We start from the raw sequence: 20,079 nt of genomic DNA on the forward strand, positions 1-20,079 counted from the left end.
GGCGGTCGCTCAGATCAGTCCGGCGGACTGCATGGCGCGCTCGAGTGCGGGTTGGCTGGCTTCGGTCAATGGGGTCAGGGGCAGGCGAAGGGCAGGGTGGCACAAGCCCATGCGCGACACAGCCCATTTCACCGGAATAGGGTTGGACTCGATAAACAAGGTCTTGTGAACCGGCAGCAGCTTCATTTGGATGGCCATCGCCCGCGGGACATCGCCCGACATGGCGGCCACGCAGAGCTCATGCATCAGCCGGGGGGCTACGTTGGCCGTCACGCTCACATTGCCATGCCCGCCGCACAACATGAGTGCGACCGCGGTCGGGTCATCGCCGCTGTAAATCGAAAAGCCTTCGGGCGCGTCTTTGATCAGCCACTGGGCGCGTTCAATATTGCCGGTGGCTTCTTTGATGCCGACGATACCCGGCACCTGGCTCAGGCGCAGTACGGTGTCATGGGCCATATCGGCCACCGAGCGGCCCGGCACGTTGTACAAGACGACCGGCAGGTCCACCGCCTCTGCGATCGCCTTGAAATGCTGGAACTGGCCTTCTTGTGTGGGCTTGTTGTAGTAGGGAACGACCTGCAATTGGCAGTCTGCTCCCACGCCTTTGGCGAACTTGGCCAGTGCGATGGCTTCGCGGGTGGAGTTGCCGCCGCAGCCTGCCATGATGGGTACCCGGCCGGCGGATTGTTCGACTGACACGCGGATGATTTCGCAGTGCTCTTCCACACTCACGGTGGGGGATTCGCCGGTGGTGCCCACCACGCCGATGCAGTCCGTACCCTCCGCAATGTGCCAATCAATAAGCTTGCGCAGTGCGGGGTAGTCCACCGAGCCGTCATCCAGCATCGGGGTAATAAGAGCGACGATGCTGCCCCGGATCGGGCCTTTAGAAGCGTTCATGGCGGGAGTTGATTCAATAAAAATTCATTTTACCTAGAGTGCATAACGCGCCACGGGGCTGTCGGGTGCACCGCTGTGGGGGGTGTTGATGGCAACCACCCGCTGCACAAAGCGCTCAGGTGGAGCCACAAAGCCGTTCTCAAAGGCCACGATGTGCAGCTGTTTGCACACATCCAGCAGCTCGCCATGCCGCAACAGGAAGTCCGGACGTGCCGGTCTACCCACCGTTTCATTGCCGGCGGCAAAGGTCTCGTAAATCAGCACGCCACCTTCGGCCAGGCTGTCCAGAATGGTTGGCATGAGCGGGCGCCAGAGGTAGTTGGTCACCACCACCAGGTCAAACTTCTCTGGTCTGCCAGTGTTGTGGTCCATCAAGGGCCAAGGCCCATTCTCGATATCTGCCGTCAGCAGCCGCGCGCTGGGCATTACGCCCCGTGCTTGCGTGGTGTCAATGTCCACGCCGGTGACCTGACAGCCGCGCTGCGCAAACCACAACAGATGCCTGCCGCTGCCGCAGGCAAGGTCCAGCATGCGGGCGCCTGGCATGACCAGATGGCTCCAGCGCTGAACCCAGGCGGAGGCGGTTGGCGGGGGAGAGTTCGTGTGGCCGTGGGTATGCATAGTGTTGCTGGTGCCGACTAGAAACAGGCCCAGACCTGGTTTGCCATTTGAACCATGAAGTCCGGGCGGGCGTACAGCATGAACACCGCCCCTAACAGGACACACATCCCCAGGGCCAAGGCGCATTTTTTCAGCATATCGTTTCCTCAGGCGGGACGCGGCGCACGCTCGATGGGCTGCTCACGCACGGGAAGGTTCACCAGACCCGCAAGCACCCCAAGCGCAATGGCGATGTACCAGACGATGTCGTAGCTGCCGGTGAGGTCGTACAAATAGCCGCCCAGCCACACGCCCATGAAGGAGCCGAGCTGGTGGCTAAAGAACACAAAGCCGCCGAGCATCGAGAGGTGGGCGACCCCGAAAATCTGCGCGATCGTAGCGTTGGTAGGCGGAACAGTGGAGAGCCACAGCACGCCCATCACCGCCGAGAACAAGTACACGCTCGCCGGAGACAGTGGCACCAGCAAAAACACACTGATAGCCACCGCCCGCGCGAAATAAATAAAGGACAAGATAAACCGCCTGGGCATCTTCTGACCCAGCGCACCGGCCGCGTAGGTGCCAAACACGTTGAACAACCCGATCAGCGCCAGCGCGTAGCTCGCCACCTGCGGCGAGAGTCCTTGGTCTTTCAGGTAGCTGGGCATGTGGACCCCAATAAACACCACCTGGAAGCCGCATACAAAATACCCTGCCATGAGCAGCTGAAAACTGGGGTAACGCAAAGCTTCCCGCAGCGCCTCCGCAATGCTCTGCTGCCGCACGGGTGGCGCGCTGGCGGTGAACGAGGACTCCCGCAGGCCCAGCGCAAGCGGCAGCATCAGCAGGCAGGCCGCTGCCAGAACCATCAGGGCTTCCATCCAGCCGAACTCGGTGATGAGAAAGCCCTCAGTCGGCACCATCAAGAACTGCCCGAAAGAGCCCGCTGCCGCTGCCACGCCCATGGCCCAGGAGCGCTTCTCGGCAGGAACGTTACGGCCGATAACGCCGTAGATCACCGCATAGGTGGTGCCCGCCTGTGCCATACCGATGAGCACACCGGTGGTCAGCATGAAGGTCAGCGGTGTAGTCGCCAGTGCCATGCCGCAAAGGCCCACCGCGTAGAACAAAGCGCCAATCACGATGACGCGGAACGCACCAAACCGGTCCGCCGCCATGCCGGCAAAAATACCGCTCAGGCCCCATGTCAGGTTCTGGAGGGCGAGGGCAAATCCAAAGGTTTCCCGCGTCCAGTCCTGGGCCTGCGTCACCGGCTGAAGCCACAAGCCAAAGCCGTGCCGAATGCCCATGGACAGGGTGACGATGGCGGCGCCGCAGACCAGCACCTGCGTCATGGAGAGATTTTTGGAGGATGTGCTCATCCTTGGACTGTAGCCAGTTTCAGGCCTCCGCATAGCGTTTGCGGGGACAGCAGCCATGTGATGCCGGAGCAGGAGCCTTGCTGTGGCTATGTATGCATATACAGTGGATTGCGCGCTTTCCCCCTACAATCCGCCGCTATGGCAGTGAAACCAAACCCTGAATATTCCGAGTCCTCAATCCGCGTGCTGAAGGGCCTGGAGCCCGTCAAACAGCGTCCGGGCATGTACACCCGCACTGACAACCCGCTGCACATCATTCAAGAGGTGCTGGACAACGCCGCCGATGAGGCGCTGGCGGGTTACGGCAAAAAGATCAAAGTCATCCTGCATGCCGATGGCTCGGTCAGCGTGGAAGATGACGGCCGAGGCATCCCCTTTGGTATGCACCCCGAAGAAAACGCGCCGGTGATTGAGCTGGTGTTCACCCGCTTGCATGCGGGGGGCAAGTTCGACAAGGGCAAGGGCGGTGCTTACAGCTTCTCCGGCGGCTTGCACGGCGTGGGCGTGTCGGTGACCAATGCGCTGGGCAAGCGCCTGGAAGCCACCAGCTACCGCGAAGGCTCGGTGGCCTATTTGGTATTTCAGGGCGGCGACGTCACCGAGCCGCTGCAGGTGCGCAGGGCCGGCGAGGGCGACCGCAAACAGGGCACCACGGTGCGGGTCTGGCCGGATGCCAAATACTTCGAGTCTGCCGCCCTGCCCATGGGCGAGCTGACGCACTTGCTGCGCAGCAAGGCGGTGCTGATGCCCGGCGTGAGCGTCACGCTGTTGAACGAGAAGACCAAAGAATGCCAGAACTGGCTCTTCAAAGGTGGTCTCAAAGACTATCTGGGCCAGACCCTGAGCGCCGAGCCCTTGATTCCCATGTTTGGCGGAGAAGGCTTTGCCGACGGCAACAGCGACACATTTGCCGAAGGCGAGGGTGCCAGCTGGTGCGTCGCTTTTTCCGAAGACGGTGCTCCGGTGCGCGAGAGTTATGTGAATCTGATTCCTACCAGCGCCGGCGGCACCCACGAGAGCGGCCTGCGCGACGGCTTGTTTCAGGCGGTCAAGAGCTTTATCGAGTTTCACAGCCTGCTGCCCAAGGGCGTCAAGCTCATGCCGGAAGACGTGTTCGCCCGCGCGAGTTATGTGTTGTCGGCCAAGGTGCTGGATCCGCAGTTTCAGGGCCAGATCAAAGAGCGGCTCAATTCGCGCGATGCGGTGCGTTTGGTCAGCAGTTTTGTGCGCCCCGCGCTGGAGCTGTGGTTGAACCAACACGTGGAATGGGGGAAGAAGCTGGCCGAGCTGGCCATCAAGGCCGCCCAGACCCGCCAGAAAGCCGGCCAGAAGGTGGAAAAGCGCAAGAGCAGCGGCGTGGCGGTGTTGCCCGGCAAGCTTACCGATTGCGAGAGCCGCGATATTGCGTACAACGAGGTGTTTCTGGTCGAGGGCGACTCGGCCGGCGGCAGCGCCAAGATGGGCCGTGACAAGGAAAATCAGGCCATCCTGCCCTTGCGCGGCAAGGTGCTCAACACCTGGGAGGTAGACCGCGACCGGCTATTTGCCAACACCGAAATCCACGACATCTCGGTCGCCATCGGTGTGGACCCGCACGGCCCCAACGACACGCCCGATCTAAGCGGCCTGCGCTACGGCAAGGTCTGCATCTTGAGCGATGCGGACGTGGACGGCTCGCACATCCAGGTGCTGCTGCTGACCCTGTTTTTCCGGCACTTCCCCAAGCTCATTGAGACAGGCCATGTGTTTGTCGCCCGCCCGCCGCTGTTTCGCGTGGACGCGCCAGCCCGCGGCAAGAAGCCCGCCAGTAAGGCCTATGCGCTGGACGAGGGTGAGCTCACTGCCATTCTCGACAAGCTGCGCAAAGAGGGCGTGCGCGAGGGCGCCTGGTCCATCAGCCGATTCAAGGGCCTGGGCGAGATGAACGCCGAACAGCTCTGGGACACCACCCTCAACCCTGACACCCGCCGCTTGTTGCCGGTTGCCTTGGGCGCCGTGAACTTTTTCGAGACCGAAGCGCTCATCACCAAACTCATGGGCAAAGGCGAGGCCGCCTCCCGCCGCGAACTCATGGAGCTGCACGGGGACTCGGTGGACATTGACGTTTGACACCCGGCTTGTGACGAGCCTCGCAAAGCCCGAACTGCAGTGAATAGAACCAAGAAATGACTGACCAAATCACGCTTGACCTCTTGCCGGAGCCAGCTTCTCCCGGCGACGACGCTGAACTCAACCTTGCCACTTACGCGCAACGTGCTTATCTGGAGTACGCGCTCTCGGTGGTGAAAGGCCGCGCCTTGCCGGATGTGTGCGACGGGTTGAAGCCGGTGCAGCGGCGCATTTTGTACAGCATGAGTCGCATGGGGCTGGGGTTTGGCGGGGCGAACGGAAACGCGGGCGCCAAGCCGGTGAAAAGCGCCCGGGTGGTGGGGGATGTGCTGGGACGCTTTCATCCGCATGGCGACCAGTCGGCCTACGACGCGCTGGTGCGTATGGCGCAGGACTTTTCGCAGCGCTACCCGCTGGTGGACGGCCAGGGCAACTTCGGCTCTCGCGATGGCGATGGCGCGGCCGCCATGCGTTACACCGAGGCGCGCCTGGCCAAAATCACCACGCTTCTTCTGGATGAAATCGACCAGGGAACGGTCGATTTCCAGCCCAATTACGACGGCTCCACCGAAGAACCCCGGCAGCTTCCCGCGCGGTTGCCCTTCAGCCTGCTCAATGGCGCCAGCGGCATCGCTGTGGGGCTGGCCACTGAAATCCCCAGCCACAACCTGCGCGAGTTGGCAGACGCCTGCATCGCGCTGGTCAAAAACGACAAGCTCAGCGACGAAGAAATTTTCAGCTTGGTCCCGGGCCCCGACTACCCCGGGGGCGGCCAGATCATCAGCAGCGCCTCCGACATTGCCGACGCTTACCGCACCGGCCGCGGCAGCCTCAAGGTGCGCGCCCGCTGGAAAATTGAAGATCTTGCCCGCGGCCAGTGGCAGCTGGTGGTCACCGAACTTCCGCCCGGGGTGAGCAGTCAGCGGGTGCTCGAAGAGATTGAAGAACTCACCAACCCGAAGGTCAAGGCCGGCAAAAAAGCGCTCAGCCAAGACCAAACGCAACTCAAGGCCAGCATCCTGAGCGTGCTCGATGTGGTGCGGGATGAGTCGAACAAAGATGCGATGGTGCGGCTGGTGTTCGAACCCAAGAGCCGCACCATTGAGCAGCAGGAGCTGATCACTGCGCTCTTGGCCCACACCAGCCTGGAGACCTCGTCGCCCATCAACCTCACCATGGTGGGGCTGGACGGCAAGCCGGTGCAGAAGTCCCTGCGGCAGATGCTGGTGGAGTGGGTGGCCTTTCGCGCCGGCACCATCGAGCGGCGCAGCCGCCACCGGCTGGGCAAGGTGCTGGACCGTATCCATATTCTGGAAGGCCGCCAGACGGTGTTGCTCAATATCGACGAGGTGATTGCCATCATCCGCCAGAGCGATGAGCCTAAGGCGGCGCTGATTGCGCGCTTCAATTTGAGCGACCGGCAGGCCGAAGACATCCTCGAAATCCGCCTGCGCCAACTCGCGCGGCTGGAGGCTATCAAGATCGAGCAAGAGCTGGTGGAGCTGCGCGCTGAGCAGGGCAAGCTGGAAGAAATTCTGGGCAGCCCGGCCGCCCTGCGTCGCCTCATGGTCAAAGAGATTGAGGGCGACGCCAAGCAGTTTGCCGACGCGCGCCGCACGCTGATTCAGGCCGAGAAAAAGGCGGTGGCGGAGGTCAAGGTGCTGGATGAGCCGGTCACCGTGGTGGTCTCCGAAAAAGGCTGGGTTAGGGCTCGCGGCGGGCAGGGGCATGAGGCATCGAGTTTTGCCTTCAAGGCGGGCGATGGTTTGTACGACACCTTTGAGTGCCGTACGGTGGACACGCTGCTGGTGTTTGGCTCCAACGGTCGCGTCTACACCGTGCCAGTGTCTGCGCTGCCTGGCGGCCGGGGCGACGGCCAGCCGGTGACCACCCTGCTGGAGCTCGAGAGCGGCACGCAAATCCTGTATTACTTTGCCGGCCCTGCCAGTGCGCAATTGCTGCTCTCCAGCAGCGGCGGCTATGGCTTTATTGCGAGTGTGGAGAACATGACATCCCGCCAGAAGGGTGGCAAGGCGTTCATGACGCTGGGCGAGGGCGAGGCCCTGTGCGCGCCGTCGGTGGTGTCTGGTGCGCAAGGCAGGGTCATGGTGGCAGGTACACCGTCTGCTGTGGTGGCGCCGGCAACCCACGTGGCCTGCGCCTCGGTGGGCGGGCGCATTCTGACCTTTGAGATCGCCGAGCTCAAAACCATGGCCAATGGCGGGCGGGGGCTGATGCTGATTGACCTTGAGGACAAAGACACGCTGGCCGGCGCTGCCGCCTACACCCGCAGCATTCGCCTGGAGGGCACTGGCCGCGGTGGCAAGGAGCGCGACGAGACACTGGAAATCCGCAGCCTCAACAATGCCCGCGCGGCGCGGGCCCGCAAGGGGAAGGCAGCTGATCTGGGCTTCAAGCCCGGCCGCATCAGCCGGGTGGAGTGAGCGGCACGCGGTTTCAGCATTCTGAAAAATGGGGGGTGTATAACCTTTTTTAGTGAGCGAAAGCTTTGGTTGTTCCCCTTCAGGAGTTGGATATGAATCTCTCGAACCTTCGGCTTGGCATCAAGCTCGGTGGCGTGTTCTTGGTGATGGTGCTGATGACGGTGCTGTTGGGGACTATCTCCTTGTTGCAGATGAGCCGCATCCATGACGACACCAACGAAATGGCCATGCAAGTGATGCCCAGTGCGGGCTCGGTGAACAAGATTCAGAACCTGCTCAATGACTCCCGCCGCGGGGAGCTGCAGATCCTGATCGATCCAAGCGCAGAGGGCAGGAAGAAGGAGGCTGATCGCATTGCCTCGAACCTGCCCAAGCTTGAGGCCGAAGGCAAGAAGCTGGAGGCCCTGCTGACCAGCCCCGAGGAAAAAAAGGCCTGGAATAACTATTCGCAAGCGCTCAAGACCTACCAGGACACCACTACCAAGTTGTTGGCCTTGAGCAGCGCCGGCGAGTCACAACGTGATGCCCTCTTCGCTTACATGCGCGGGGATTCGCGCACCGCGTTTCGCGGCCTGTTCAAAACCACCGAAGACATGGCTGCCCTGAATCTCGAGGCCTCCGACGCCTCAGTGGCGCGTTCGTCGCAAACCTATTCCAGCGCCAAGCTCACCACGGTGGTGATTGCGCTGTTGGCGGCTGTGTTGGGCGCGGTGCTGGGTTTGTGGATCACCCGCATGGTGACTACCCCGGTTGCGAGCGCTGTGGAGGCCGCGAAGGTGTTTGCTGATGGCGACCTGACACGCCCCATCCACTCGCAGGGCAATGATGAGCTCGCCCAGCTGCTGCAAGGCATGGAGCGCATGCGTTCCAACCTGGCCGCGGTGGTAACCAACGTGCGCCGCGGCTCCGAGGGCGTGGCCACTGCGAGTGCTGAAATCGCCGAAGGCAATCACGACCTGTCGGCCCGCACCGAACACCAGGCCAGCGCGCTGGAGCAGACCGCGGCCTCCATGGAGGAGCTGGGCTCCACCGTGCGCCAGAACGCCGACAGCGCCCGCACCGCCAACCAATTGGCCATGAACGCATCGACTGTTGCCATGCAGGGCGGCGAAGTGGTGGGCCAGGTGGTCGAGACGATGAAGGGCATTAACGAGTCGAGCCGCAAGATTGCCGACATCATCAGCGTGATTGACGGTATTGCCTTCCAGACCAACATCCTGGCCCTGAACGCGGCGGTGGAAGCCGCCCGTGCCGGCGAACAAGGCCGCGGCTTTGCGGTGGTGGCCTCTGAAGTGCGCTCGCTGGCCGGCCGCTCGGCCGAAGCCGCGAAAGAAATCAAGAGCCTGATCAACGCCAGCGTGGAGCGGGTGGAGCACGGCACTACGCTCGTGGACCGCGCGGGTGAGACCATGACCGAAGTGGTGACCTCGATCAAGCGCGTGACCGACATCATGGGTGAGATCAGCGCTGCCAGCAGCCAGCAGTCCAGCGGTGTGGCGCAGGTGGGCCAAGCCGTGACGCAAATGGACCAGGCTACCCAGCAGAACGCCGCGCTGGTCGAAGAAATGGCCGCTGCCGCTTCCAGCCTCAAGTCGCAGGCCGACGATCTGGTCACGGTGGTTGCGGCTTTCAAGGTCACTGGCAACGAGCATCAGGCATCCCATCGTTCGGCAGCCCAGCGGCCGACACCCCAACGTGCAGCAGCCCGCAGTGCCGCTCCTGCTGCCTCGCAAAGCAAGCCCAAGCCCGCCGTGAGCCGCCCTGTAGCGCTGCAAGCGAAGCCGTTTGGCGGTTCATTGCCCAAGGCACTGCAAAGCCCGGCGGCCGCAAAATCGCAAGCCAAGCCGCAATCGCAGGCACAAGCACAAGCACCTTCAGGTAACGATGACGATTGGGCCAGCTTCTGATCGTCGGGGAGAGAATGTTTGCGTCGATAGTGCTCCTTTTTTAGGAGCTTTCCGCGCAATAAGAATGGGCGCTAGCGGCCTTTTTTGATCTCAAGCGGGTTACCGGGTGCTTTGCACCCACAGGCTGTAGGCGATCTGGCCCATCATCGCAGCCACCAGCAAATCAAGTACCCGCCAGGCCAGCGGGCGGGCAAACATGGGGCTGAGTAGCCTGGCCCCGAAGCCCAGCGTGGCGAACCACAGCGCGCTGGCGCCACCCGCACCCAGCAGAAACCATCCCTGCATGCCGTCAGGCTGGCGCGCGCCGACGGCGCCTACCAAAATCACCGTATCCAGATACACATGCGGGTTCAACAGGCTGATGCCTAAGGCCTGCCAGACAGTTCTGCCCAGCGGCTGGGGCGCGCCGTCCCACTGGGCGCGAAGCGACTGCGGGGACAGGGCTCTGCGCAAGGCCATCGCCCCATACCAGCCCACCACGGCCGCGCCGGCCAGTCCGATGGCATTCAAGGCCCCGGGGTACTGGCCCAGCGAGGCCGCCAGGCCGCTCACCCCGAGCGTCATGAGGGCTATGTCCAGCAGCGCGCACACCGCGACCACCGCCGCCACATGCTCGCGCCGCAGGCCCTGCCGCAGCACGAAGGTGTTTTGCGCGCCGATGGCCACTATGAGTGACAAACTCAGCGTCAACCCGGTCGCGATACTGGGGAGCGCCGCATACCAGGCCAGCAGAAAATGGTGCGACGCCGAGAGTGTGTCTTGCATGGTGCGGAGTATGCCGCCGCCGCAGATTGCAACTGTCATGCGCAAGCTGCCAGAATGGGGTTATCCGCCTTTGAGGAGTTCGTTATGACGAATGCATTTGCCAATACCCTCCAGCCTTTTGAGACTGCTGCCGGCAAGTCCGGGCAGTTGTATTCCTTGCCGCAACTCGCGCGCAAGTACGCCAACGTCAACCGGTTGCCTTTGTCCTTGCGCATCGTGCTTGAGAGCGTGCTGCGCAACTGCGATGGCAAGAAGGTGCTGCCCGCCCATGTCACGCAGCTGGCCAACTGGAAGCCCCAGGCCGAGCGAACCGATGAAATCCCGTTTGTGGTGAGCCGCGTGGTGCTGCAAGACTTCACCGGCGTGCCGCTGCTTGCCGATCTGGCTGCCATGCGCACCAAGGCCGTGGAGCTGGGCGCCGACCCGGCCCGCATCGAGCCGCTGGTGCCGGTGGATCTGGTGGTGGATCACTCGGTGATGGTGGACGATTACGGCCACAAGAACTCGCTGGATATCAACATGAAGCTCGAGTTCCAGCGCAACCGCGAGCGTTACGAGTTCATGAAATGGGGCATGCAGGCCTTTGACACCTTCGGTGTCGTGCCGCCGGGATTCGGTATCGTGCACCAGGTGAATCTGGAGTTTCTTGCCCGCGGCGTGCACAAAGCAAAGCAGCCCCGCGCGGAAGACGGCACCAAGGTCGCCCCGATTTACTACCCCGACACCCTGGTCGGCACCGACAGCCACACCACCATGATCAACGGCATCGGCGTGGTCGGCTGGGGCGTGGGCGGCATTGAGGCGGAGGCCGCCATGTTGGGCCAGCCGGTGTATTTTCTGACCCCCGACGTGGTGGGCTTCGAACTCACCGGCGCCCTGTGCGAGGGCGTGACCGCCACCGATCTGGTGCTGCGCGTGACCGAAATGCTGCGCCGCGAAAAGGTGGTGGGCAGCTTTGTGGAATTTTTTGGCCCCGGCACCGAAAACCTGGCCCTGCCCGACCGCGCCACCATCGCCAACATGGCCCCCGAATACGGTGCCACTATGGGCTTTTTCCCGGTGGACGATCGCACCCTTGACTACTTCAAGGGCACCGGCCGCACCAAGGCCGAGATGGCAGCCTTTGAGGCCTATTTCAGGGCCCAGGGGCTTTTTGGGGTGCCCGGCGGCAAAAGCGCCTCGCCCGAGATGTTGGACATTGTCTACACCCGTGTCGTCAAGCTCGACCTGCGCGACGTGACCCCCAGCCTGGCCGGCCCGAAGCGGCCGCAGGACCGCATCGAGTTGGGCCATGTCGCCGATAAGTTCACCGAGCTGTTCAGCATGCCCGGCAGCGCCAACGGTTTCAATAAAGACGCCTCCACACTGGACACTCTCTACCCCGCACCTCGGGTGGCTGACTCGCATGCCGAAGACAAGAAATCCGGCAATGCGTCGGGCAAGAGGGCTGATTCAAAAGCCGCAATAAATGCAGCCGCAAAGGCTTCCGTAAAGGCCGTCAGGGCAGAAGACACCCCGCTGCTGGTGCAAAACGGCGATGTGCTGATTGCCGCCATCACCAGCTGCACCAACACCAGCAACCCCAGTGTGCTGCTGGCGGCCGGCTTGCTGGCCAAAAAGGCGGTCAAGGCGGGCTTGAGCGTGGCGCCGCACATCAAGACCAGTCTGGCTCCCGGCTCCCGCATCGTGACCGAATACCTCAGCGACACCGGCCTGCTGCGTTACCTCGAGAAACTAGGCTTCTCGGTGGCCGGCTATGGCTGCACCACCTGCATCGGCAACGCCGGCGATCTGGCACCTGAGTTGAACGCGGTTATCACCGAGAACGACCTGGTCTGCGCGGCAGTGCTCTCGGGCAACCGCAACTTCGAGGCGCGCATTCACCCCAACCTTAAAGCTAACTTTCTGGCCAGCCCGCCGCTGGTGGTGGCTTACGCCATAGCGGGCAACGTCACCAAAGACCTGATGACCCAGCCGGTCGGTCAAGGCAAGGGCGGACGGGACGTGTTTTTGGGCGACATCTGGCCCACCAGCGATGAAATCTTCAAGCTGCTGCGCTACGCGATGAACGGCAAGGCCTTCCGCGCCAACTACGCCAAGGTCAAAAAGGAGCCCGGCGAGCTGTGGAGCAAGATCAAGGGCGTGAGCGGCCAAAACTACACCTGGCCGCAGAGCACGTACATCGCCCAGCCTCCGTTTTTTGAGGGCTTTGCCATCGAGGCCGGCGCTGATTCTGCTATCGATTCAGGAGCTGTCAGCGCAATATCCAAGGGGCCAAAGGGCAGAAAGAAGGCTCAAAAGCCGGCCGCAGACATGCCGCCGGTGATGAGTCCGGCGGAAAGCCCTGCGGTCACTGCGGCAGCGGTCTTGGGCGCGCGCATCATGGCCCTGTTCGGCGACTCCATCACCACCGACCACATCTCTCCGGCGGGCAACATTCAGGAAAGTTCGCCCGCCGGCCAATGGCTGCTTGCGCATGGTGTGAGCAAGGCGGATTTCAATTCCTACGGTGCGCGCCGCGGCAACCACGAGGTGATGGTGCGCGGCACCTTTGCCAATGTCCGCATCAAGAACCTCATGCTGCCGGCGCTGGCAGGCGGCAGCCGCGAAGAGGGCGGGCTGACGCTGTACCAGGGCAGCGAGGCAGGCGCGCAGGCAGGTCACAAGCTCTCCATCTTTGACGCCGCCACCCGCTACCTGGCCGCCGGTACGCCCACCGTGGTGTTTGCCGGCGAGGAATACGGCACCGGCTCCAGCCGCGACTGGGCTGCCAAGGGCACGCAGTTGCTGGGCATCAAGGCTGTGGTGGCGCAGAGCTTTGAGCGCATTCACCGCTCCAACCTGGTGGGCATGGGTGTGCTGCCCCTGCAGTTCAAGGCCGGCGAGAGCTGGCAGTCCCTGGGCCTGAATGGCACCGAGACCATCGACATCCTGCCCGACGCGGCCCTCACACCGCAGAGCGATGCCCGGATGGTCATCACCCGCGCCGACGGCAGCCAGACCCGCCACAGCCTGTTGCTGCGCATAGACACCCCCATCGAGGTGGACTACTACCGCGCCGGCGGCATCCTGCCCTTTGTGCTGCGGCAGCTGCTGACTGCGTGAGCGCCGGACACGAGCCGAAGTCGCGGTCTATGTCCCGGCCCACGCCGCAAACCATGCTGCTGGTGGGCGGCGGCATCGGCGGGCTGGCGGCGGCGCTGGCGTGCGGGCGCAGCGGCAGGTTTGCATCCGGGGGGCAGGGTGTGCATCTGCTGGAGCAGGCCGCCGCCTTCGGCGAGGTGGGCGCCGGTGTACAGCTTGGCCCCAATGTCACCCGCCTGTTGCACGGTTGGGGCTTGCAGCAAGGCCTGGCGCAGCATGCGGCCTTTCCAGAACGGCTGGAGGTGCGCGGCGCCATCAGCAGCCGCCTGTTGGCGAGCTTGCCACTGGGCGCTTCGTTGCAGGCCCGCTACGGTGCACCCTATGCAACCATCGCCCGGCGAGACCTGCACGCTCTTCTCCGCCAAGGGGTAGAGGCGCTGGGCGGCGTGCGGATGGAGCTCGGCACCCGAGTTGCCAGTGCTGCTCCCGCAGGCGAGCAGATGCTGGTGCACACCCTGGATGGGCGCGACCTGCAGGCCGACTGCGTGGTTGGCGCAGACGGGGTCTGGAGCCCTCTGCGTCGCCAGATGGTGGGCGACGGCGCGCCGCGCGTGACCGGTCACCTGGCCTACCGCGCCATGGTGCCCCAGTCTGCGCTGCCGCAGGCCTTGCGCTCGCAGGTGGTTACCGCCTGGCTGGGGCCGCAGTTTCATGCGGTGCAATATCCGGTTCGGGGGGGCGATTGGCTCAATCTGGTGGTCATCGTGCGGGGCAGTGTGGCGGGCGACCCCAGTGCCTGGGACCACAGCGCCAATGCCGGCGAACTGCGCGCGCGGCTGGCCAACGCCGGCAGCGGTTTGCTCGATGTGGTCCATGCGGTGGACGACTGGCGCTTGTGGGCCCTGTGCGACCGCGCGCCGGTTCGCGGCCCGCAAGAGATGGCTGTGGGCCGCATGGCCCTTGTAGGCGATGCCGCGCACCCGATGCGCCCGTATCTGGCCCAGGGCGCGGGCATGGCCTTGGAAGATGCGCACCAACTGAGCCAGTCACTCTTGGCGCACGGAGCGAATACGGTGGCTGGTCTGGCCGACTACGCCGCCGCGCGCTGGCAGCGGTGCGCCCGGGTACAAAAGCGCGCCATGCGCAACGGCGATGTTTTTCACCTGCAGGGCCCCCTGCGTGTGGCCCGCGATGCATCGCTAGGGCTGCTTGGCAGCAGGTTGCTGGACATGCCGTGGCTGTATGGCTACCGGGCTTCAACCGACGCTTCGGTCAAGCAAGGAATTGAATAGCCAGCCATGCGCATCGGTGAGCGCCGGCTCCGGTCAGGTGCTTGAAGCGCCGCTTCAGGTCACCGCATGCTGACGGTGGAACTCAGGCCGCTGCCATTCGCCGCTTTCCAGCACCTCGCGCAGCTGCTCCACCGCGTTCCACACATCCTCAAAGCCAATGTAGAGCGGTGTCAGGCCAAAGCGCAGGATGTCGGGCTGCGCCGCACCGTCGCCGGCGCGGAAGTCGCCCACCACGCCGCGCGCAATCAGCGCCTGCACGATGGCAAAGGCGCCGGTGGGCCGGGTCAGGCACACCTGCGAGCCGCGCTGTGCGTGGGGCAGGGGTGTTGCCAGGCCCACACCGTGGCCGGCGCAGCGCTCCCCGACCAGGCGGATGAACAGGTCGCTCAAAGCCAGCGATTTGGCCCGCAGTGCCGCCATGCCGCCCAGCGCCTGCGCCGCCTCGAAGGCTTCCAGCCCGCAGCCCAGCAGCGATAGGCTCACCACCGGCTGCGTACCGCACAAATAGCGGGCAATGCCGGCTGCGGGTTGGTAGTCGGGTGTGAACGCAAAGGGCGCGGCGTGCCCCCACCAGCCTGCCAGCGGTTGGCGGAACCGGTCGGTGTGCCGCGGGTGCACCCACAGAAAAGCCGGCGCACCGGGGCCGCCATTGAGGTATTTGTAGCCACAGCCCACGGCGTAGTCGGCGTCCGAGTCTTTGAGTGCCACCGGCACCGCGCCCGCGCTGTGCGCCAAGTCCCACACCACCAAGGCGCCGGCGGCGTGGGCGGCGGCGTTCACGGCGGCCATATCGTGCATGGCGCCGGTGCGGTAGTTCACATGGGTGAGCAGCAACACTGCGACTTCGGCGTTCAGCGAGCTGGCGATGTTTTCAGGCTCCACCAGCGTCAGGGTGAAACCGCGCTCGCGGCACAGGCCCTCTGCGATGTAGAGGTCGGTGGGAAAGTTGCTGCGCTCGCTCAGCACCTGCCGGCGCGCGGGCGCATCCTGCGCGGCATTGCCGGACGAAGCATTGTCCAAGGCGGCTGACAGCACCTTGTAAAGGTTGATGGAGGTGCTGTCGGTGGCGAGCACCTCGTCGGTCCCCGCACCAATCAGTGGGGCAATTCGCGCGCCAAGCCGCTGCGGCAGGCTGAACCAGCCGGCCGCGTTCCAAGAGCCAATCAGGCCTTGGCCCCACTCCTGCGTCACCACCCGGGCGGCGCAGGCTGCCGCGCTCTTGGGCATGACGCCCAGCGAATTGCCGTCGAGGTAGATGAGGCCCGCAGGGATATCAAAGGCGTCCCGCAGCGCGCGCAAGGGGTCGGCGGCGTCCAGCACCTGGCAGTCTTGCCGGGTGATGGGGGTTAAAGGAGTGGTGGGGGGTATGTTCATGGCGATGGCTCCAGCGGTGGCAGGCCGCGCTTGCTGCGTGCGCGGTGGCAGGCGTCGCTGCCTTCTTCAAACTCCCTGCAAGGCGAGGGGCGCCACTCGTAAATGCCGCAACCCACTTGGGTGCCCACCGTGCCGGTAAGCGCAGCGCAGCGGATGGGCACATAGTCGGTGCCGCGCATGCGCCAGGTGTTGCCATTGACCTCGTTGGCCAGGCCCGATGGCACGGTGCCGCCCTCCAAGTCCATCTCGTAGACCGAAAAGTCCACCCGGAAACACGCGCAGCAGGCGCCGCAGGAGGTGCAGGCAGACACGGTCAGCGATTCTGTGAGCCTTAGAGCCGGCCCAGCAGCAGGTATTCCATCAGCGCTTTTTGCACATGCATGCGGTTCTCTGCCTCGTCCCAGACCACACTTTGCGGGCCGTCAATCACCTCGGCCTCCACTTCTTCGCCGCGGTGGGCGGGCAGGCAGTGCATGAAGATGGCGTCGGGCGCCGCCACCGCCATCATGGCCCGGTCCACGCACCAGGCGGCAAAGGCCTGGCGGCGGACTTCGTTCTCGGCCTCAAAGCCCATGCTGGTCCACACATCGGTGGTGATCAGGTCTGCGCCGCGGCAGGCTTCCATCGGATCGCTATAGGTTTGATAGCTGCCAGCGCCCATACCACCTGCGCTGGCGGCCAATTTCTCGTTCAATTCGTAGCCGCTGGGGGTCGATACGCGCAAGTGAAAGCCCAGCTTGGCAGCCGCCTGCAGCCAGGTGTTTGCCATATTGTTGCCGTCGCCCACCCAGGTCACGGTCTTGCCCTGAATCGGGCCGCGGTGTTCGATGTAGGTGAAGATGTCCGCCAGAATCTGGCAGGGGTGGAACTCGTTGGTCAGGCCGTTGATGACCGGCACCCGTGAGTTGGCGGCAAAGGCATGCAGCTTGCTCTGTTCGTAGGTGCGGATCATCACGATGTCAGTCATGCGGCTGATGACCTTGGCGCTGTCTTCGATTGGCTCCGAGCGACCCAGCTGGCTGTCGCCGGTGGTGAGGTGCACCACGCTGCCGCCGAGCTGGTACATGCCGGCCTCAAAGCTCACCCGGGTGCGGGTGGAGGCCTTCTCGAAAATCATGGCCAGCGTGCGGTCCACCAAGGTGTGGTGGCGCTCGAAGGTCTTGAACTTGCGTTTGATGAAGGCGGCGCGCTCCAGCAGGTAGGCGTACTCGCCGGCGCTGAAATCGTCAAACTGCAGGTAGTGCCGCACCGGCGGCGCGCCCAGGGGCAGGGTGCTGGGCACGACGTGGTCGGGCAGGCTCATGCGGCTTCTTTCAGGAAGCTGGCAATCAGCGGCGCGATGATGGCCACAATCTGGTCGGCCTCCGCTTCACTCAGAATCAGCGGCGGCACCAATCGCACCACGCTGTCGGCGGTCACGCTGATCAGCAGGCCGGCATCGGCTGCGCGCTGCACCAGCGCCCCGCAGGGCTTAGAGAGGTCGACCCCGACCATCAGGCCCTCGCCGCGCACTTCCTTGACCGCCCCACTGGCAATCTCGTCTTTCAGGGCGGCTTGGAGTCCGGCTTTCAGGCGGGCGCCCACCGTGTCGGCATTGGCCAGCAGGCCGTCTTCTTCGATGATGCGAATGGTCTCCACGCCCGCGCGCATGGACAGGGGGTTGCCGCCGAAGGTGGTGCCGTGGTTGCCGGGCTGGAACAGCTCGGCCGCCTTGGGGCCGGCCACCACCGCGCCCACCGGCACGCCCGAGCCCAGACCCTTGGCCAGCGGCATCACATCGGGCTGGATGCCCGCCCACTGGTGCGCAAACCACTTGCCGGTGCGGCCCATGCCGCATTGCACTTCGTCAATCATCAGGAGCCAGTCGCGCTCATCGCACATTTTGCGCACTTCGCGCAGGTAGTCCATGTGCATGGGGTTCACGCCGCCTTCACCCTGAATCGCCTCAAAAAATACCGCCACCACATTCGGGTTGTTGGTGGTGGCCGCCTTGAGGGCGTCGATGTTGTTTGCCGGCACGCGGATGAAGCCTTCCACCAGCGGGCCGAAACCGGCCTGTACCTTGGGGTTGCCGGTGGCGCTCAGGGTGGCAATGCTGCGGCCGTGGAAGGCTTTCTCGTACACCACCACTTCGGGCCGCTCGATGCCCTTGTTGTGGCCGAACTTGCGGGCCAGCTTGAGCGCGGCCTCATTGGCCTCCAGCCCGGTGGAGCAGAAAAACACATTCGTCATGCCCGAGCGCTCCACCAGCAGCCGCGCCAGCTCTTCCTGCAAGGGGATGTGGTAGTAGTTAGAGGTGTGAATCAGCTTGGTGAGTTGATCCTGCAGCGCGGGCACCAGCTTGGGGTGGTTGTGGCCCAGCGTGTTGACCGCAATACCGCCCAGAGCGTCCAGGTACTCGCGGCCGTTCACGTCCCACACGCGGCAGCCCTGGCCATGGCTCAGGGCGATGGGCAGGCGACCGTAGGTATTCATCACGTGAGGTGAAGACGGCGTGGATGCGGTGGCGGCGGTCATGGCGTAACTCCGGTTAAACAACAAAACAGAAGAACAGGAAAACAGATCGGCCCGACTGGTGCAAAGGCCAGCCGGGCCGTTGAAGTGCGATTTTAGGGCCATGTCCAATGGCTGTTCCGTGACAAACCGGCGCCGGACTCCGGTGTCCGGCGAAGGCTGTTTTGTCATCTCTACGACAGCCGAGCAGGTAGAATTCTTGTGCAGCGCAGCACTCGCTTACCGGCGGACTTGCCAGCACCCCGAGCACCACCTCACGCACCGATGGCAACCACTCCTTCAAAAGAACTCTACATCCTGGGAATCACGCGGCAAGGCAGAACCTTTCGCCCCAGCGATTGGGCAGAGCGGCTGGCGGGAGTGATGAGTCAGTTCCGCCCGGGCGGCGCCACCCGCGGCAGCCATCTGGGCTACTCGCCCTGGTGTGTTCCCACTTCGATAGGTCCGGTGAAATGCGTCATCGTGCACTCTGATTTGCGTGACTTTGATGTGATGGCCTGGGACTTCTGCCTCAACTTTGCGCGGGACAACGATTTGCAGGTCAGCGAAACCCGCCCTGAGCCACCAGCCGCGTCAGCGGAGCGTGCTGCGCGACCGGCGGCGGAGTAGGCCGAGCCAACCGAATAAACCGGGCGAGATTTAAATCCCAAACATTCGCCCAAAAGCAAAAAAGCCGTTCAGTTGAACGGCTTTTTTGCTTTTGCTGACAGCGCACCCTTACAAACGGCGGACACCGCGTGCGGCGTCCGTGCGATTGCCTAAAAAATTAGGCGGCGAGTGCCAAGGCTTTCACCTTGGTAGCCAAACGGCTTTTGTCGCGGGCAGCTTTGTTCTTGTGAAAGATGCCCTTGTCAGCCACGGAGTCCACCACGGCTTGCATCTTGGCAAAGAATTCTGCGGCTTTGGTCTTGTCACCAGAGATGACAGCCTTTTCCACATTCTTCACCGCGGTGCGGTATTTGGAGCGCAGCGAGGTGTTCGCGGCGTTGATTTTGACGTCCTGACGGACGCGCTTACGGCCCGACGCAAGGCGCGGGTTCTTTTTCTTGGGTTTACCAGATGCCATGATGAATATTCCTTGTGTTGGAGGATGTTGTCAGCAAAGCCGAAGATTATAGCGTCCCGGGCTCGGGCGGCCTCTCTGTTTGCTGACACGTACAAGGTGGGTTGGCAATCGGGGGACGAAAAGTCCTCCGATTGCTGCGGGTTCGTGTGCCCTACATAAGGTACGCGTATCCCAGTAACGCCAGGATGATGACGGCGGCAATGCCGCCTATGATTTGGATGGCGAGCCACCAGTCAACATCACCTTCTTCGCTGGGTTTGCCGGCAGGCGCGCTTGGCGCCGGGCGCTTTGGCTGTGTCGATCCGCACAGGTCGCAGCGCGCGCTGTCGTCACGGATATCACTTCTGCAGTTGATGCATTTCATTTTTTCTACTCCCTGTAGATGTGCAAATAACTCTTTGGATAAACGGAAAAGAAAATTTCGGATCTGCTGGTTCTGTGGGGGGCCTTTCAGTAGTTGCTGGGTTGAGGAAAAGTGTCTCTGCGTCCAATAAGCGCGGGCATTATCGAACACTGAGACGCACATTTATAGCGCACTACACTTACTGTTGTGAGTCTCATCAAATCTGTTTCGACCGTGTCCCTGTGGACCTTGGCCTCCCGCATTACCGGCCTGGCGCGGGAGCTTCTGATGGCGGC

The 20,079-nt window shown here is 63.3% G+C and carries 16 protein-coding genes; 6 read left to right on the plus strand and 10 right to left on the minus strand.

Features of this window, described 5'->3' with window-relative positions:
- Positions 1 to 9 precede the first annotated feature (9 nt).
- From dapA to Q0O05_RS02775, 3 genes are all read right to left on the minus strand, one after another.
- Positions 10 to 903 carry a 4-hydroxy-tetrahydrodipicolinate synthase gene (dapA, locus tag Q0O05_RS02765; RefSeq protein WP_293660361.1) on the minus strand — a complete coding sequence of 298 codons (894 nt, stop codon included), beginning with the start codon at positions 901 to 903 and terminating at the stop codon, positions 10 to 12.
- 33 nt (positions 904 to 936) lie between these two features.
- Positions 937 to 1,524, minus strand: a complete 588-nt coding sequence (locus Q0O05_RS02770) for a class I SAM-dependent methyltransferase (RefSeq protein ID WP_293660362.1) — start codon at positions 1,522 to 1,524, stop codon at positions 937 to 939.
- Positions 1,525 to 1,670: 146 nt separating this feature from the next.
- On the minus strand, positions 1,671 to 2,885 hold the full coding sequence (locus Q0O05_RS02775) for an MFS transporter (protein ID WP_293660363.1): 1,215 nt from the start codon (positions 2,883 to 2,885) through the stop codon (positions 1,671 to 1,673).
- A gap of 138 nt (positions 2,886 to 3,023) precedes the next feature.
- Here Q0O05_RS02775 and Q0O05_RS02780 point away from each other — a divergent pair, with 138 nt between their 5' ends.
- The 3 genes from Q0O05_RS02780 (at position 3,024) to Q0O05_RS02790 (ending at position 9,345) form a co-directional block, all read left to right on the plus strand.
- Positions 3,024 to 4,994, plus strand: coding sequence for a DNA topoisomerase IV subunit B (locus Q0O05_RS02780; RefSeq protein WP_293660364.1), 1,971 nt, complete (start codon positions 3,024 to 3,026; stop codon positions 4,992 to 4,994).
- A gap of 56 nt (positions 4,995 to 5,050) precedes the next feature.
- Entirely contained in the window at positions 5,051 to 7,438 is a 2,388-nt protein-coding gene (parC, locus tag Q0O05_RS02785) for a DNA topoisomerase IV subunit A (RefSeq protein WP_293660365.1), read from the plus strand.
- Positions 7,439 to 7,530: 92 nt separating this feature from the next.
- The gene (locus Q0O05_RS02790; RefSeq protein WP_293660366.1) at positions 7,531 to 9,345 is read left to right on the plus strand and encodes a methyl-accepting chemotaxis protein; all 1,815 of its coding nucleotides are present in this window, start codon (positions 7,531 to 7,533) and stop codon (positions 9,343 to 9,345) included.
- A 99-nt stretch (positions 9,346 to 9,444) separates the two neighbouring features.
- Here Q0O05_RS02790 and Q0O05_RS02795 read toward each other — a convergent pair whose 3' ends face one another.
- The gene (locus Q0O05_RS02795; RefSeq protein ID WP_293660367.1) at positions 9,445 to 10,149 is read right to left on the minus strand and encodes a LysE/ArgO family amino acid transporter; all 705 of its coding nucleotides are present in this window, start codon (positions 10,147 to 10,149) and stop codon (positions 9,445 to 9,447) included.
- A gap of 45 nt (positions 10,150 to 10,194) precedes the next feature.
- Between Q0O05_RS02795 and Q0O05_RS02800 the strand changes: the two genes are divergently transcribed.
- On the plus strand, positions 10,195 to 13,215 hold the full coding sequence (locus tag Q0O05_RS02800) for an aconitate hydratase (protein WP_293660368.1): 3,021 nt from the start codon (positions 10,195 to 10,197) through the stop codon (positions 13,213 to 13,215).
- Positions 13,216 to 13,244: 29 nt separating this feature from the next.
- The gene (locus Q0O05_RS02805) at positions 13,245 to 14,486 is read left to right on the plus strand and encodes an FAD-dependent monooxygenase (protein ID WP_293660369.1); all 1,242 of its coding nucleotides are present in this window, start codon (positions 13,245 to 13,247) and stop codon (positions 14,484 to 14,486) included.
- A gap of 54 nt (positions 14,487 to 14,540) precedes the next feature.
- Here Q0O05_RS02805 and kynU read toward each other — a convergent pair whose 3' ends face one another.
- Genes kynU through Q0O05_RS02825 form a run of 4 tightly spaced genes read right to left on the minus strand, consistent with a single transcriptional unit; the run spans position 14,541 to position 18,377 of the window.
- Positions 14,541 to 15,860: a kynureninase gene (gene kynU / locus Q0O05_RS02810; protein ID WP_293660370.1), complete on the minus strand. Its 1,320-nt coding sequence runs from the start codon at positions 15,858 to 15,860 to the stop codon at positions 14,541 to 14,543.
- On the minus strand, positions 15,857 to 16,171 hold the full coding sequence (locus Q0O05_RS02815) for a YkgJ family cysteine cluster protein (RefSeq protein WP_293660371.1): 315 nt from the start codon (positions 16,169 to 16,171) through the stop codon (positions 15,857 to 15,859). Before Q0O05_RS02815 ends, kynU begins: the two co-directional genes overlap by 4 nt.
- 20 nt (positions 16,172 to 16,191) lie before the next feature.
- Positions 16,192 to 17,163: an ornithine carbamoyltransferase gene (gene argF / locus Q0O05_RS02820; RefSeq protein ID WP_293660372.1), complete on the minus strand. Its 972-nt coding sequence runs from the start codon at positions 17,161 to 17,163 to the stop codon at positions 16,192 to 16,194.
- Positions 17,160 to 18,377: an aspartate aminotransferase family protein gene (locus Q0O05_RS02825; protein ID WP_293660373.1), complete on the minus strand. Its 1,218-nt coding sequence runs from the start codon at positions 18,375 to 18,377 to the stop codon at positions 17,160 to 17,162. Before Q0O05_RS02825 ends, argF begins: the two co-directional genes overlap by 4 nt.
- Before the next feature lie 261 nt (positions 18,378 to 18,638).
- Here Q0O05_RS02825 and Q0O05_RS02830 point away from each other — a divergent pair, with 261 nt between their 5' ends.
- Positions 18,639 to 18,983 carry a DUF3579 domain-containing protein gene (locus tag Q0O05_RS02830; RefSeq protein WP_293660374.1) on the plus strand — a complete coding sequence of 115 codons (345 nt, stop codon included), beginning with the start codon at positions 18,639 to 18,641 and terminating at the stop codon, positions 18,981 to 18,983.
- Between the two features lie 157 nt (positions 18,984 to 19,140).
- Here Q0O05_RS02830 and rpsT read toward each other — a convergent pair whose 3' ends face one another.
- The gene (rpsT, locus tag Q0O05_RS02835) at positions 19,141 to 19,440 is read right to left on the minus strand and encodes a 30S ribosomal protein S20 (protein ID WP_293660375.1); all 300 of its coding nucleotides are present in this window, start codon (positions 19,438 to 19,440) and stop codon (positions 19,141 to 19,143) included.
- A gap of 151 nt (positions 19,441 to 19,591) precedes the next feature.
- The gene (locus Q0O05_RS02840; protein ID WP_293660376.1) at positions 19,592 to 19,804 is read right to left on the minus strand and encodes a hypothetical protein; all 213 of its coding nucleotides are present in this window, start codon (positions 19,802 to 19,804) and stop codon (positions 19,592 to 19,594) included.
- Between the last annotated feature and the right edge of the window lie 275 nt (positions 19,805 to 20,079).

The organism is Rhodoferax sp. OV413, from assembly GCF_945881795.1.
Taxonomy (GTDB): domain Bacteria; phylum Pseudomonadota; class Gammaproteobacteria; order Burkholderiales; family Burkholderiaceae_C; genus Allorhodoferax.

Excerpts from the sequence above, each read along its gene's own strand:
- dapA (WP_293660361.1), bottom strand. The coding sequence starts at position 903 with ATGAACGCTTCTAAAGGCCCGATCCGGGGCAGCATCGTCGCTCTTATT.
- kynU (WP_293660370.1), bottom strand. The coding sequence starts at position 15,860 with ATGAACATACCCCCCACCACTCCTTTAACCCCCATCACCCGGCAAGAC.
- Q0O05_RS02780 (WP_293660364.1), top strand. The coding sequence starts at position 3,024 with ATGGCAGTGAAACCAAACCCTGAATATTCCGAGTCCTCAATCCGCGTG.
- Q0O05_RS02770 (WP_293660362.1), bottom strand. The coding sequence starts at position 1,524 with ATGCATACCCACGGCCACACGAACTCTCCCCCGCCAACCGCCTCCGCC.
- Q0O05_RS02830 (WP_293660374.1), top strand. The coding sequence starts at position 18,639 with ATGGCAACCACTCCTTCAAAAGAACTCTACATCCTGGGAATCACGCGG.
- Q0O05_RS02805 (WP_293660369.1), top strand. The coding sequence starts at position 13,245 with ATGTCCCGGCCCACGCCGCAAACCATGCTGCTGGTGGGCGGCGGCATC.
- Q0O05_RS02775 (WP_293660363.1), bottom strand. The coding sequence starts at position 2,885 with ATGAGCACATCCTCCAAAAATCTCTCCATGACGCAGGTGCTGGTCTGC.
- argF (WP_293660372.1), bottom strand. The coding sequence starts at position 17,163 with ATGAGCCTGCCCGACCACGTCGTGCCCAGCACCCTGCCCCTGGGCGCG.
- Q0O05_RS02825 (WP_293660373.1), bottom strand. The coding sequence starts at position 18,377 with ATGACCGCCGCCACCGCATCCACGCCGTCTTCACCTCACGTGATGAAT.
- parC (WP_293660365.1), top strand. The coding sequence starts at position 5,051 with ATGACTGACCAAATCACGCTTGACCTCTTGCCGGAGCCAGCTTCTCCC.
- Q0O05_RS02840 (WP_293660376.1), bottom strand. The coding sequence starts at position 19,804 with ATGAAATGCATCAACTGCAGAAGTGATATCCGTGACGACAGCGCGCGC.
- Q0O05_RS02790 (WP_293660366.1), top strand. The coding sequence starts at position 7,531 with ATGAATCTCTCGAACCTTCGGCTTGGCATCAAGCTCGGTGGCGTGTTC.
- Q0O05_RS02795 (WP_293660367.1), bottom strand. The coding sequence starts at position 10,149 with ATGACAGTTGCAATCTGCGGCGGCGGCATACTCCGCACCATGCAAGAC.
- Q0O05_RS02800 (WP_293660368.1), top strand. The coding sequence starts at position 10,195 with ATGACGAATGCATTTGCCAATACCCTCCAGCCTTTTGAGACTGCTGCC.
- rpsT (WP_293660375.1), bottom strand. The coding sequence starts at position 19,440 with ATGGCATCTGGTAAACCCAAGAAAAAGAACCCGCGCCTTGCGTCGGGC.